Consider the following 12896-nt stretch of genomic DNA (forward strand, 5'->3'; position numbering starts at 1 on the left):
GGTTAACCCTTTTCGACAGGTGGATCGATAATGGAAGGGTGCCTTCCGTTCTGCCTCCCGGCGATCCCGCCCCCGCCGACGGGTCGCTGCCGGCCGAATCGCTGAGCACGCTGGGGGAGAAGGGGCTGGGCTTCTACGTCCACGTCCCGTTCTGCACGGTCCGCTGCGGCTACTGCGACTTCAACACCTACACGGCGATCGAGCTCGGCGAAGGCGTGAGCCGGCAGACGTACGCCGACCAGGCCATCGAAGAGGTCAGGCTGGCGCGCCGGGTGCTCGGGGAGCGTGACCACCAGGTCGACACCGTCTTCTTCGGTGGTGGGACGCCGACGCTCCTCCCCGCGCAGGACCTCACCAGCATCCTCGGCTCCATCAAGGACGAGTTCGGCCTCGCCGACGATGTCGAGGTCACGACCGAGGCCAACCCCGACTCGGTCGACCTGGCCTATCTCCAGAAGCTGCGCGAGGGCGGCTTCACCCGGCTCAGCTTCGGCATGCAGTCAGCGGTTCCCCACGTGCTCCGCACCCTCGACCGCACCCACGACCCCGAGCGGGTCCCGCTGGTCGTGGAGTGGGCGCGCGAGGCGGGATTCGACCAGGTCTCCCTCGACCTCATCTACGGCACTCCGGGCGAGTCGATCGACGACTGGCGCACCAGCCTCGAGGCCGCGCTGGCCAGCAACCCCGACCACATCTCCGCCTACTCACTCATCGTCGAGGACGGCACCGCCCTGGCGCGCCGGGTCCGACGAGGCGAGATCGCGATGCCGGACGAGGACGACCTCGCCGACAAGTACGAGCTGGCCGACAAGACCCTCCAGAACCACGGCCTGACCTGGTACGAGGTCTCCAACTGGGCCACCGAGGAGTCCCAGCGCTGCCGCCACAACATGCTCTACTGGCAGGGCGGCGACTGGTGGGGCGTCGGCCCCGGCGCCCACAGCCACGTCGGCGGCACCCGGTGGTGGAACGTCAAGCACCCCAAGGCGTACGCCGACCGCATGAGCGCCAAGCAGAGCCCGGCCCATGCCCGCGAGATCCTCCCCGAGGAGGACCGGAGGGTCGAACGCGTCCTGTTGGAGCTCCGTCTCGCCGACGGGCTCTCGACCGATGCTCTCGACGACGAAGGGCGGGCGGCTCTCCCCGAACAGGTACGCCGCGGCCTGGTCACCGTCGCCGACGAGACGATCGTCCTCACCGACACCGGCAGGCTGCTCGCTGACGCGGTGGTCCGAGACCTGCTCCCCTGAGCATCTCGCGAGCAGACCCTGAGCAGCCCTGAGCCCGGGACCTTGGTCCTGACCGAAGGATCAGGGGTGATCCTGATTGGTTAAAGGCGCCCGGCAGGGGAGAGTGGAGCCATGGCTACCACAACTCTTTCCCGCCCCTCCGACAACAAATGGATCGCCGGCGTCTGCGGCGGCCTCGGTGAGCGTTTCGGCATCAACGCCAACCTGATCCGGCTGGCCTTCGTCATCTCCTGCCTGCTCCCCGGACCGCAGTTCATCGTCTACATCGTGCTGTGGATCATCATGCCGAAGAAGTCCGCCTACTGATCCGCGGTCACGAAGTCGATCAGCTCCTCGACCCGCCCGAGCAGCTCGGGCTCGAGGTCGCCGAACGAGTTGACGCGCCCGAGGATGTGCTTCCACGCCCGGGCGATGTCGGCTTGGTCGCGGTGCGGCCAGCCCATGTGCTGACAGATGCCCTTCTTCCACTCGATCGACCGTGGCACGGTCGGCCAGGCCTCCAGCCCGACCCGGGCGGGCTTGACCGCCTGCCACACGTCGATGAACGGATGCCCGACGATCAGCACGTGCTGGCCGACTGCTGAGCGCCGGATCGACTCCGCGATCCGCGCCTCTTTCGAACCCTTGACCAGGTGGTCGACCAAGACCCCGACTCGACGCGACGGCCCCGGCCGGAACGAGACCAGGTGGTCGGCGAGGTCGTCGACGCCGCCCAGGTATTCCACGACGACGCCCTCGATCCGCAGGTCGTCGCCCCAGATCTTCTCCACCAGCTCGGCGTCGTGGCGTCCCTCGACGAAGATCCGCGACTCGCGCGCGACGCGCGCCTTGGCGTCGGCGACGGCCACCGACCCGGAAGCGGTGCGGGTGGGTTTCGCCGGCGCCGCGCGGGTCACCGGGGGAGTGAGGATGACCGGCTTGCCCTCGAGCCAGAAGCCCGGCCCGAGCGGGAACGTACGCCGCTTGCCGTGCCGGTCCTCGAGGGTCAGCGTGTGCAGGTCGCGGTCGATCCGGACGATCTCGCCGACGAAGTCCGTCTCGACCTCCTCCACCACCGCGCCCAGCTCTGCGGGGGTCTCGACGGCGCGCCCGTGCTTGGGCTTGCGCCAGTCACCGGAGAGGACGTCGGATCCGTAGCGATCGCTCATCCGGAGAAGGTTAGTGGGGTCAGCAGCGAGAACCGGTCAGCACTCGCCCGAGCTGCTCCAGAACCTCGTCCGGCGTGGCCGCGGTCTCCGGGAACCGGAAGGTCACGTGGTGGCCGCCGTCGAGGGTGATCCAGGAGACGTCGACGCTCTCGGCGGTGAGATGGGAGAGACGCACCCCGACGATGTGGCGCGGCCGCAGCCCGAGCCGGGCCGAGAGCGAGCGGCACAGATCGGCCTGATGCTCGTCGTTGGCGTGGGCCGTGATGCGGACCAGCAGATCGTCGGCGATCATGGGACTCTCCCGTGGGGCAGAAGCGGTGAAGCGGATGTCTCTAAGGTCAGCCTAACCTAAGGCTATCTCGATAGCGAGAGAAGTAATCCGTTCCACAGAACGAAGCAGCCACCGGAAACTGGTTCCTGTGATACGAACCGGTAGGATTGGCACTCGCAGCGAATGAGTGCCAGGCAGCCAGGATGACAGGAGCGCAGATGCAGAACGAACGCAGGCTCTCTGTCCTTCGAGCGATCGTCGAGGACTACGTGAAGACCGAGGAGCCGGTCGGCTCCAAGGCGCTCGTGGAGCGTCACGGCCTGGGCGTCTCGCCGGCCACCGTACGCAACGACATGGCTGCACTGGAGGAGGAGGGCTACATCACCGCCCCCCACACCAGCGCCGGCCGGGTGCCCACCGACAAGGGCTACCGGCTCTTCGTCGACCGGCTCACCACGGTCAAGCCGATGACCGCCGCCGAGAAGCGGGCGATCGCCGGCTTCCTCGACGGCGCGGTCGACCTCGACGACGTCGTCAGCCGCTCGACCCGGCTGCTCTCCCAGCTGACCCGCCAGGTCGCCGTGGTGCAATACCCGACGCTGAGCCGTTCGACCGTACGCCACGTCGAGCTGGTCGCGCTGGCTCCCACCCGCCTTCTTCTCGTCCTCATCCTCAGCACCGGTCGTGTCGAGCAGCGCCTGCTCGAGGTGGCCGAGGAGGTCTCCGAGGAGACCCTCGCGAGCCTGCGCACGAAGATCAACACCGCCGTGGCGGGTGTCGTGATCGCCGAGGCCGGGGACGCGCTGCGCACCATCGCCGAGCCCACCGACGCCCCGCAGGACACGCTCGCCACCGCGGTCGCCGAGGCCCTGATCGAGGCGATGAACGACCACCGCTCCGACGAGCGGATCTCCATCGGCGGCACCAGCAACCTGGCCCGTTTCGGAGACAGCTTCGACACTGCCGTACGTCCGCTCCTGGAGGCCCTCGAGGAGCACGTCGTCCTGCTCAAGCTGATGGGCGAGGCGACCGCGGGCGGACTGGTCACGGTGCGGATCGGTGCCGAGGGCCCCTACCAGGAGCTGTCGCAGACCAGCGTGGTCGCGACCGGCTACGGACCTGGCGACGAGGCGCTGGCCACGCTCGGCGTGGTCGGGCCGACCCGGATGGACTACCCCGGATCCATGGCAGCGGTGCGTGCGGTCGCGCGCTACCTCTCCCGGATCCTCGACGAGGCTTGAGCAGCAGCAGACTCGATTCAAGGAAGATCAGCGAACTTCGATGGCAGGAAGACAGACGTTGGACCCCTATGAGCTCCTCGGTGTCGACAAGGACGCCGACGACGCAACGATCAAGAAGGCGTACCGGAAGCTGGCACGCCAGTACCACCCTGACGTCAACCCGGACGCCGAGTCGCAGGAGAAGTTCAAGGAGATCTCCCACGCCTACGAGGTGCTGAGCGACCCGCAGAAGCGGGCTGCGTACGACCGCGGTGGCGACCCGTTCGGCGGAGGCTTCGGCGCACAGGGCGCGGGCTTCTCGTTCACCGACATCATGGACGCCTTCTTCGGTGGTGCCGGTGGTGCCGGGGGTGCCGGACGCGGCCCTCGCCCCCGCGTACGCCGCGGGCAGGACGCCCTCATCCGGCTCGACATCGATCTGGCCGAGGCGGCCTTCGGTGTCACCCGCGATCTGAAGGTCGACACCGCGGTGGTCTGTGACACCTGTGGTGGCGAGGGAGCCGCGGAAGGCTCTCACCCGGTCCCGTGCGAGACCTGCCACGGCCAGGGCGAGGTGGCGGTCGTGCAGCGTTCCTTCCTGGGCGAGATCCGCACCCTGCGCCCGTGCAGCGCCTGCAACGGCTTCGGCACCGTCATCCCCGACCCGTGCCGCGACTGCAGCGGCGAGGGCCGGGTCCGTTCCCACCGCACCCTGACCGTCAAGATCCCGCCGGGCGTCGACGACGGCACCCGGGTGCAGCTCGCCGAGCAGGGCGAGGTCGGTCCCGGCGGCGGTCCCGCCGGCGACCTCTACGTCGAGATCCACGTCGCCAAGCACGCCACCTTCACCCGCAGGGGCAACGACCTGCACTGCACCGCGAAGGTCCCGATGACCGCGGCCGCGCTCGGCACCACGCTCACCCTGCCGACGCTGGAGGCCGACCTCGTCGGTGAGGGCGCCGACCAGATCGACCCCGAGGACGCCTCGATCCAGATCGACCTCAAGCCCGGCACCCAGTCCGGCACCGACCACGTCCTGCGCGGCCGTGGCGTGCCCGGCCTGCGCGGCGGCCGTGGCGACCTGATCGTGACCGTCAACGTGGAGACCCCCACCAAGCTCGACCTCGAGCAGGAGGCGCTGCTGCGCCAGCTCGCCGAGATGCGCGGTGAGGAGTCGGTCCAGGGCCAGCTCAAGGCGGCCCACAAGGGCGGCGTCTTCTCCTGGTTCAAGGACACCCTGAACGGGCACTGAGCCATGACATTGCCTGTTCACCTCGTCGAGTCGCTCGCCGGCACCCGTGTCGGCGACGACATCGAGGTGAGCGGCGACGAGGGCCACCACGCCGTCGTCGTACGCCGCCTCCGGGTCGGCGAGCAGGTCGTGCTCACCGACGGTGCGGGCGAGGGCGTCACCGGCACGATCACGGAGACCGGCAAGAAGTCGATGACCGTACGCGTCGACGAGGTCGTCCTCGGCGAGGCACCGCCCGAGCCGGCGCTGACGGTGGTCCAGGCGCTGCCCAAGGGTGACCGCGGCGAGCTCGCCGTCGAGATGCTCACCGAGATCGGCGCGGCCCGGATCGTCCCGTGGGCAGCGGCCCGGTCGGTCGCGGTCTGGAAGGGCGAGCGAGCGGTGAAGTCCCTCGCCCGTTGGCGGGCCACCGCCCGCGAGGCGGCCAAGCAGTCGCGCCGGCTGTGGCACCCCGAGGTCGAGCCGATGGCCACCACGGAGGCGGTCGTGACCATGATCGAGGCAGCCGATGTCGCCGTCGTGCTCCACGAGGAAGGAACCCTCCCGCTCGGTGCCGTCCCGGTCACCGACGAAGGCACCATCCTCGTCGTCGTCGGCCCCGAGGGCGGCCTGACCGAGGAGGAGATCGCCCTCTTCGAGAAGGCCGGCGCCACCACCATCCGCCTCGGCGGCGAAGTCCTCCGGACCTCGACAGCAGGCGTGGCCGCCAGCGCAGCCCTCCTGGCAAGAACCCGCCGCTGGGCCTGACCCGCCGAGCAGTCAGTACTCGACGTCGAGAAGTCAGTTATCGACGTCGACACGTCAGTTTCTGAGGCCGCGTCTCCGCAAACCGCGTGTGTCGCGCCCTCAGTTCTCGACCTTGCGGCGGTTTGATGACCTGAGGCGGGGCGTCCGGCGGGGGCGCTCACGTGCTCTCGGGAGGATCATCGTGGGTGAAACATCCGTCGCGCAGTCGCGTCCGTCGCTTGTGCCGGGGATGGTGGCAGGGCTGGTCCTCGTCGCCTGGATCTGGATACTCCAGGCCCTGGCGAGCTCGGGTGCCGTGAGGGACATGCTCGAACGCGACGGCGTGCCGAGCTTCGGGCAGAACCTGTTCGGCTACGGCCTCGGGTTCTTCGGTCCCGATCTGCGCGTGCTGTCGTCGCACCCGTCGTACGCGGTCGGGGCGATCATGGCCACGGTCGCGATGGTCGCGGTGGTCGCCGGGGTGGTGTGGCTCGGCGGGCGGTTCGTCATCTCGAGCGGAGGTCTCGCGATCCTCCTCATCGCCTGGTTCGCCAGCTGTCTGGCCTGCGCCGCGGGATTCGCCGTGAACGTCGTGGTGCGTGGCGTGCTGAGCCCGAATCCGAGTCTGGGATACGTCTTCGATCTGCTCGGCGCGGCGCCGAGGATCGGGGGAGAGTGGGGCATGACGTATGGGTGGATTCCGGCAGTGGTTGCTCTGCTCGTATGGCTCATCGGATCGCCCCGTTCCTCCGGGGTGCAGGTCCCCTGACGATCCGCGGCTCCGGACGTCGACCTTTCGCGGTCAGAAAGCGACTGCTCGGCGTGGGGGGTTTCCCGGTGGGGTGCCGAGGGTGACGATGGGGGCATGAGGAGCACACGTACGTTCTCGGGCCGCCGTGCCGTCGTCTCCGCAGCGCTCTGCGGAGCACTGGTCGGGGTGGGGGCGCTGGCCGGAGGGTGTGGCAGCGAAGATGCCGTCGCCGAGGATCCGGAGGTCTCGACCCAGCCGTCGGAGGAGGCGTCCGCCCCACCACGTACGTCAGGACTGATCGTGTTGTCGGCGCCGGCCGAGGGAGCAACCGTCGAGGGCAGCTTCGAGGCCTCGGGCAAGGCCAACTCTCCCGAGGCGAACGTGCCGTGGGAGATCCGTGACTCCTCGGGCGAGCCGGTCCTCGAAGGTCACGCGACCGCTGAAGGGTGGATGGACAAGCTCTACCCGTGGAAGACGACGGTCGACGTCTCCGACCTCGAGCCCGGGACGTACGTCTTCATCGCCCGCACCGACGACACCTCCGACGGCGAGGGGAAGCCTGCGGAGGAAGTCGGTGCCACGATCACCGTCGAGTAGGACATCATCGCTACCGTGATCCTCACCGAACGGCAGCTCAACCGGACCCTCCTGCTCCGCCAGCACCTGCTGTCGCGGACGACAGGCACCCCAGCCGAGATGATCGAGCATCTGGTCGGCCTGCAGGCGCAGGACCAGCTGCCGCCCTTCATGGCGCTGGCCGCACGCCTGGAGTCGTTCGACCCTTACACGGTCAGCGCACAGCTCGAGTCGAGTGCGCTGGTCCGGCTCTCCTCGCTGCGCTCGACGATCCACATGCACACCGCGGCCGATGCCGCGCTGATCCGGGCCTGGACCCAGCCCGTCCACGACTTCTACACCCAGCGCGTCGAGATCATCCGCCCGGCAGCGCAGCTGCCCGGCTTCGTGGAGGCGCTCGAGGACGTGCTCGCTCTCGGGGCGCTGCCCAACGCCTCCCTGGAGGCGGGGCTGGTCGAGCACTTCCCCGACGTCCCCGCCAAGGCACTGGGCCTGCGGGCGCGCAACGAGCTGCCCCTGGTCCAGCTGCCGCCGCGGGGCCTGTGGAAGGGCTCGGGCGGGCTCGTCTACGACCTGCTGCCGCGCTGGACGGGAGTGCCGCCGGTGGTCGCCGAGGACGTCGTCCCCGACCTGGCTCCGGAGATCGTGCGCCGCTATCTGCTCGCCTTCGGGCCGGCCACCGCCACCGACATCACCACGTGGTCCTCGCTGACGCGGCTGGGTCCGGTGATCAAGCGGATCGAGGGCCTGGTGACCTACCGCGACGAGGCCGGCAAGATCCTCTACGACGTCCCGGACGCCCCGCTCGCCACCGGCGAGGAGCACGCCCCGGTACGGCTGCTGGGGAAGTTCGACAACCTCTGGCTCTCTCATGCCAACCGGGAGCGGATCACCGCTAAGGGGACCCGGAAGGAGTGGGGTGTCGGGGGTGGCGGTGCGGTCATCATCGCGGGCGGCCACCTCGTCGGTCTCTGGAAGCCGGTCGACGGCAAGGTCGAGATCGTCAAGATGCTGCGCGACCTCGATCCCGACGAGCGCGACGAGCTCGCCGAGGAGACCGTCCGGGTCGAGACCCTGCTCGCGAGCTGACGCCGGAACTATCCAGTAGTAGCCAGGTCGAGGGCCCGCGTACCATGGAGATCAACAGCGCCGTGACCAGGAAGGGCCCACCCGGGCATCCATGACCGATCGAGTACCAAGTCCGCTTCCGAACGAGACTTCGACGCCTTCGACCAAGCACACCGTGGTCGTTCCGAACAGCGTCGACATGGTGACCGTCCTCGGCCCGGCCGATGAGCACCTCGGGATCATCGAGGCCCACTTCGACGCCGACGTGCACGTGCGCGGCAACCGGATCACCCTCCACGGCGCCCCCAGCGAGATCGCGATGATCGAGCGGGTCCTGGAGGAGCTGGTCCAGATCATCCGCACCGGTCAGGGGGTGAGTGGTGAGACCGTCGAGCGCGTGATCAGCATGCTCCGTGCCGACACGACCGAGAAGCCGGCCGACGTGCTGAGCCTCAACATCCTCTCCAACCGCGGCCGCAGCATCCGCCCCAAGACGCTGAACCAGAAGCGCTACGTGGATGCGATCGACAAGCACACGATCACCTTCGGCATCGGCCCGGCCGGCACCGGCAAGACCTACCTGGCGGTGGCCAAGGCGGTCCAGGCGCTGCAGTCCAAGCAGGTCAACCGGATCATCCTGAGCCGCCCCGCGGTCGAGGCCGGCGAGAAGCTCGGCTTCCTGCCCGGCACCCTGACCGAGAAGATCGACCCCTACCTGCGCCCGCTCTACGACGCGCTGCACGACATGATGGACCCGGAGATGATCCCCAAGCTGATGGCGTCGGGGACCATCGAGGTCGCCCCGCTGGCGTTCCTCCGTGGACGGAGCCTCAACGACTCCTTCATCATCCTCGACGAGGCGCAGAACACCACGCCCGAGCAGATGAAGATGTTCCTGACCCGGCTCGGCTTCGGCTCCAAGATCGTGGTGACCGGCGACGTCACCCAGACCGACCTGCCCTCGGGGCAGAGGTCGGGTCTACGGGTCGTCGAGGGCATCCTCGACGACGTCAAGGACATCAGCTTCAACAACCTGACCAGCCACGACGTCGTCCGCCACCGGCTGGTCGCCAAGATCGTCGCCGCCTACGAGGAGCACGACGTGCAGAGCCAGGCGCAGCGCGAGCGGGCTTCCGGGGAGACGAGCCGATGAGCACGGAGATCATCAACGAGTCCGAGCAGGAGATCGACGTCGAGCACGTCGCGAAGCTGGCTCGCTTCCTGCTCGAGCAGCTGCGCGTGCACCCGCAGGCCGACCTGCGGATCAAGTTCGGCGACGAGGCGACGATCACCGAGCTCAACGAGCGCTACTTCGACACCGAGGGCCCGACCGACGTGCTCTCCTTCCCCGGCGACGAGCTCCTGCCCGGCCGCCTCGACGAGGAGCCGGAGGAGGGCGATCTGGGCGATATCATCATCGCCCCGACGATCGCAGCCAAGCAGGGTGAGGCGGCCGGCCACGGCACCGTGGCGGAGATCGAGCTGCTGACCACCCACGGCATCCTCCATCTGCTCGGCTACGACCACGTGGACCCCGACGAGCACGCCGAGATGTTCGGGCTGCAGGCCAAGCTGCTCAAGGCCTGGGGCTCGACGGCCACCGCACCCGAGTAACAGGAGCACCACCACCCACCATGGACGATGCGAGGCTGCTGATCGCAGCCGCAGTTCTGGTCCTGATCGCCGGCATCTTCTCTGCCGCCGACGCGGCGCTCAGCGCCTTCTCCCGCGCTCGGGCTGCCGAGCTCGTCTCGGAGGGCCGTGCCGGCGCCAAGCGCCTGGTCGCGGTGGTCGGCGACCCGGCCCGCTACGTCAACACGGTGCTGCTGCTCAGGATGCTGTGCGAGATCGGCGCGACCGTGCTGGTCGCGCTGTGGGCCTATGACCTCTACCAGGGGCGCTGGTGGCCGACCGTGCTCACCACGACCGCGACGATGACGGTGGTCTCCTTCGTGGTCATCGGCGTCGGCCCCCGCACGCTGGGCCGTCAGCACCACGAGGGCATCGCTCTCGCGGTCGCCGGCCCGATCGGGGCGATCACCGCCATCCTCGGCCCCATCCCGAGCCTGCTGATCATGCTCGGCAACGCGCTCACCCCCGGCAAGGGCTTCCGCAAGGGCCCGTTCTCGACGGAGACCGAGCTGCGCGAGCTGGTCGACATCGCCGAGGCCTCCGACCTGATCGAGGCCGACGAGCGCCGGATGATCCACTCGGTCTTCGAGCTCGGCGACACCCGTGCCCGCGAGGTGATGGTGCCCCGCGGTGACATCGTCTTCCTGGAGCGCCGCAAGACCCTGCGTCAGGCGCTGTCGCTGTTCCTGCGCTCGGGCTACTCGCGGATGCCGGTCATCGACGACAGCCTCGACGACATCATCGGGATGGTCTACCTCAAGGACGTCGTCGCGCGTGACTTCGAGGCGCCCGAGGTCGAGACCACCCAGCGGGTCGAGTCCCTGATGCGCACCCCGACCTGGGTGCCCGACTCCAAGCCGGTCGACGAGCTGCTGGCCGAGATGCAGCAGCACCGCCAGCACATCGCGGTCGTCGTCGACGAATACGGCGGCACCGCCGGCCTGATCACCATCGAGGACATCCTCGAGGAGATCGTCGGCGAGATCACCGACGAATACGACGTCGAGGACCGCGAACCGCTCCACCTCGGCGACGGCTCCTGGCGGGTGCCTTCCCGCTTCCTGGTCAGCGATCTCGAGGAGCTCATCGGCGTTCCCGTCGAGGAGGACGACGTCGACTCCGTACGCGGTCTGATGGCCAAGCATCTCGGCCTGGTGCCGATCCCCGGGACCGAGGTCGAGGCCCACGGGCTCTGCTTCGTGGCCGAGGAGGCTGCCGGCCGGCGGAACAAGATCGGTACCGTACGCATCAGCGTCGTCGCCCCGGCCGAGACCGAGCCCGACGACGAGGACGAGCAGAGCGAGAAGACCGGCCGGGCGAGGTCGGACCGAGCCAAGACGGACAGGACGAGAGAGGCCCATGCCTGAGCAGAGCGAGCTGTCGGCGGAGGACCGCAAGCTGGTGACCCTGGCCCGCGCGACGCGTGCCCGCACCGGCGCGGCCGAAGGAGCAGCCGTACGCGACCTCGACGGCCGCACCTACGCGGCCGCCACCGTCGACCTGCCCTCGCTCCAGGTCTCCGCGATCGGCGTCTGCGTGGCGATGGCGGTGGCCTCGGGCTCCAAGGGACTCGAGGCCGTCGTCGTGCTCGGCGAGTCCGCGTCGCCGGCCGCGAACGATCTGGCGGCGGTGAAGGAGTTCGCCGGTGCGGACGTCCCGGTCCTCCTCGGCGACCCGCGCGGCACGCTGGTCACCTCTGCGCGCTCATAGCCCCGAGCCGGTGCGGCGCGCGGTGAGGGCCGCGTGGAGCAGCGGCAGGTCCTCGGCGCGGGTCGCGTCCAGGCCGGTCAGCTCGGTCACCCGTCTGATCCGGTTGTCGACCGTGTTGGGATGGACATGCAGCGTCGAGGCGGTCCGGCGGCGGTTCAGCCCGCTCGCCAGGAAGACCTGCAGGGTCTCGCCGAGGTCGTCGTGGCCGTCGAGGGGATCGAGCAACGTCTCGAGCAGGTCTCGGCCGGCGCCCGCTCGTGACAGCTGGTGCTCGAGCACCACGTCGACCAGCCGGTAGAGACCGGGCGGCCGGCCGAGCTGCCGCGCGACCTCGAGGACCTCGCGGGAGAGCCGTGCCGCGTCCGGGACCTCGGACGGCGCGGCGACGGTGACGCCGACGTGGAGGTCCGCCCCGGCGGCCCGGCGTACGTCGGCCAGGATCCGCTCCAGGCGCACGATGTGCGCCGAGGAGCTCTCGCGGGCGGCCGTCGCGATCGGGATCAGTGCCTGGCCGCCGTCGGTGGCCGGGATCCAGAGCACCGTCTCCCGGTAGTGCCTGCTCAGCTCCTCGTGGATGCGCCGCAGCTTCCACCGGGCAGCGACGAGCGGGTCGATGCCCGGGTCGGACTCGTCGGGATGGGCGCCGGCCGCCAAGGTGGCGACGAGGTAGGAGGCGGGCAGCGTCATCCCGGCACGTCCGGCAGCCTCGTGGATATCGCCACCCTCCACCAGGGTGTTGACCAGAAGCGTCCGCGACGCCGCCTGCTCGGCCAGCGCCGTCCTGGTGTGCTGGGCGTACCCGGCCGCCACCGCGACCGCGATGTGCTCGAGGAAGCTCATCGTGGTGCGCAGGACGGCGTGCACGGCCTCCACGTCCTCGGGTTGTGCTCCGGCGAGCGCCCGGTCCGCACACACCCGTGCTCCGCGGTGGTAGGCGGCGACCACCATCTCGAACGGGACGCCCTCCTCCGCGCGGCGTGCGGCCGACTCGGCGAGATCTGCCAGCGCCGCGTCGTCAGGCCGTCCGTCGGTGCCGAGCGCCGTCACGAAGAGTCGGATGGCGCGTACGACGACCCGGCGTACGTCTCCTTGGAGCAGGTCCGTGGGCAGGCGGGCATAGACGGGCAGCTCTGCCATCAGGACACGGAGCACCTCGTCGGTGAGCTCCGGGATCCTGGTCGACAGGATCTGGGTGACCTCATGGCCGCCGATGAGGAAGCTGCTGGGACCTGTCACAAGACCATCGTGACAGATGTCCGACGGCCCCGAGCTCCCCTGTGATCCGTCACAGT

At 69.4% G+C, this 12896-nt stretch carries 15 protein-coding genes; 12 read left to right on the forward strand and 3 right to left on the reverse strand.

The genetic code is table 11. The features are described from left to right. Positions 1-38 precede the first annotated feature (38 nt). Together hemW and WBG06_RS24080 are read left to right on the forward strand one after the other, a co-directional pair. Positions 39-1250, forward strand: a complete 1212-nt coding sequence (gene hemW, locus WBG06_RS24075) for a radical SAM family heme chaperone HemW (RefSeq protein ID WP_336739972.1) — start codon at positions 39-41, stop codon at positions 1248-1250. 111 nt (positions 1251-1361) lie between these two features. Then, positions 1362-1556: a PspC domain-containing protein gene (locus tag WBG06_RS24080; RefSeq protein ID WP_336739974.1), complete on the forward strand. Its 195-nt coding sequence runs from the start codon at positions 1362-1364 to the stop codon at positions 1554-1556. On the opposite strand, the gene WBG06_RS24085 is transcribed toward WBG06_RS24080, so the two are convergent. Next, on the reverse strand, positions 1550-2398 hold the full coding sequence (locus WBG06_RS24085; RefSeq protein WP_336739975.1) for a DUF3097 domain-containing protein: 849 nt from the start codon (positions 2396-2398) through the stop codon (positions 1550-1552). The genes WBG06_RS24080 and WBG06_RS24085 overlap by 7 nt on opposite strands. Before the next feature lie 19 nt (positions 2399-2417). Next, complete coding sequence (locus tag WBG06_RS24090) at positions 2418-2690, reverse strand: hypothetical protein (protein ID WP_336739977.1); 273 nt, start codon at positions 2688-2690, stop codon at positions 2418-2420. A gap of 197 nt (positions 2691-2887) precedes the next feature. Between WBG06_RS24090 and hrcA the strand changes: the two genes are divergently transcribed. From hrcA to WBG06_RS24140, 10 genes are all read left to right on the forward strand, one after another. Then, on the forward strand, positions 2888-3910 hold the full coding sequence (hrcA, locus tag WBG06_RS24095; protein WP_336739978.1) for a heat-inducible transcriptional repressor HrcA: 1023 nt from the start codon (positions 2888-2890) through the stop codon (positions 3908-3910). 40 nt (positions 3911-3950) lie between these two features. After that, on the forward strand, positions 3951-5141 hold the full coding sequence (gene dnaJ / locus WBG06_RS24100) for a molecular chaperone DnaJ (protein ID WP_336739979.1): 1191 nt from the start codon (positions 3951-3953) through the stop codon (positions 5139-5141). 3 nt (positions 5142-5144) lie between these two features. Next, positions 5145-5888: a 16S rRNA (uracil(1498)-N(3))-methyltransferase gene (locus WBG06_RS24105; protein WP_336739981.1), complete on the forward strand. Its 744-nt coding sequence runs from the start codon at positions 5145-5147 to the stop codon at positions 5886-5888. A 181-nt stretch (positions 5889-6069) separates the two neighbouring features. After that, complete coding sequence (locus WBG06_RS24110; protein ID WP_336739983.1) at positions 6070-6636, forward strand: hypothetical protein; 567 nt, start codon at positions 6070-6072, stop codon at positions 6634-6636. A gap of 96 nt (positions 6637-6732) precedes the next feature. Continuing rightward, on the forward strand, positions 6733-7215 hold the full coding sequence (locus WBG06_RS24115; protein WP_336739985.1) for a Gmad2 immunoglobulin-like domain-containing protein: 483 nt from the start codon (positions 6733-6735) through the stop codon (positions 7213-7215). Positions 7216-7230: 15 nt separating this feature from the next. Further along, entirely contained in the window at positions 7231-8283 is a 1053-nt protein-coding gene (locus WBG06_RS24120) for a winged helix DNA-binding domain-containing protein (protein WP_336739987.1), read from the forward strand. Between the two features lie 91 nt (positions 8284-8374). Beyond that, on the forward strand, positions 8375-9415 hold the full coding sequence (locus WBG06_RS24125; RefSeq protein ID WP_442945502.1) for a PhoH family protein: 1041 nt from the start codon (positions 8375-8377) through the stop codon (positions 9413-9415). Continuing rightward, the gene (ybeY, locus tag WBG06_RS24130; protein ID WP_328529513.1) at positions 9412-9876 is read left to right on the forward strand and encodes an rRNA maturation RNase YbeY; all 465 of its coding nucleotides are present in this window, start codon (positions 9412-9414) and stop codon (positions 9874-9876) included. Before WBG06_RS24125 ends, ybeY begins: the two co-directional genes overlap by 4 nt. 20 nt (positions 9877-9896) lie before the next feature. Then, on the forward strand, positions 9897-11261 hold the full coding sequence (locus tag WBG06_RS24135) for a hemolysin family protein (RefSeq protein WP_336739992.1): 1365 nt from the start codon (positions 9897-9899) through the stop codon (positions 11259-11261). Next, positions 11254-11604: a cytidine deaminase gene (locus WBG06_RS24140; RefSeq protein ID WP_336739994.1), complete on the forward strand. Its 351-nt coding sequence runs from the start codon at positions 11254-11256 to the stop codon at positions 11602-11604. The genes WBG06_RS24135 and WBG06_RS24140 overlap by 8 nt, the downstream gene beginning before the upstream one ends. Here WBG06_RS24140 and WBG06_RS24145 read toward each other — a convergent pair. After that, positions 11599-12840, reverse strand: a complete 1242-nt coding sequence (locus tag WBG06_RS24145) for a PucR family transcriptional regulator (RefSeq protein ID WP_336739996.1) — start codon at positions 12838-12840, stop codon at positions 11599-11601. The two genes, WBG06_RS24140 and WBG06_RS24145, sit on opposite strands and share 6 nt — an antisense overlap. Between the last annotated feature and the right edge of the window lie 56 nt (positions 12841-12896).

Origin of the sequence: Nocardioides sp. CCNWLW239 (assembly GCF_037137035.1) — a bacterium.
In the GTDB taxonomy this organism is placed as follows: Bacteria; Actinomycetota; Actinomycetes; order Propionibacteriales; family Nocardioidaceae; genus Nocardioides.

Coding starts and splice junctions, on each gene's coding strand:
- WBG06_RS24080 (WP_336739974.1), top strand. CDS start 1,362: ATGGCTACCACAACTCTTTCCCGCCCCTCCGACAACAAATGGATCGCC.
- WBG06_RS24140 (WP_336739994.1), top strand. CDS start 11,254: ATGCCTGAGCAGAGCGAGCTGTCGGCGGAGGACCGCAAGCTGGTGACC.
- WBG06_RS24115 (WP_336739985.1), top strand. CDS start 6,733: ATGAGGAGCACACGTACGTTCTCGGGCCGCCGTGCCGTCGTCTCCGCA.
- WBG06_RS24090 (WP_336739977.1), bottom strand. CDS start 2,690: ATGATCGCCGACGATCTGCTGGTCCGCATCACGGCCCACGCCAACGAC.
- dnaJ (WP_336739979.1), top strand. CDS start 3,951: ATGGCAGGAAGACAGACGTTGGACCCCTATGAGCTCCTCGGTGTCGAC.
- WBG06_RS24085 (WP_336739975.1), bottom strand. CDS start 2,398: ATGAGCGATCGCTACGGATCCGACGTCCTCTCCGGTGACTGGCGCAAG.
- WBG06_RS24125 (WP_442945502.1), top strand. CDS start 8,375: ATGACCGATCGAGTACCAAGTCCGCTTCCGAACGAGACTTCGACGCCT.
- hrcA (WP_336739978.1), top strand. CDS start 2,888: ATGCAGAACGAACGCAGGCTCTCTGTCCTTCGAGCGATCGTCGAGGAC.
- ybeY (WP_328529513.1), top strand. CDS start 9,412: ATGAGCACGGAGATCATCAACGAGTCCGAGCAGGAGATCGACGTCGAG.
- WBG06_RS24105 (WP_336739981.1), top strand. CDS start 5,145: ATGACATTGCCTGTTCACCTCGTCGAGTCGCTCGCCGGCACCCGTGTC.
- WBG06_RS24135 (WP_336739992.1), top strand. CDS start 9,897: ATGGACGATGCGAGGCTGCTGATCGCAGCCGCAGTTCTGGTCCTGATC.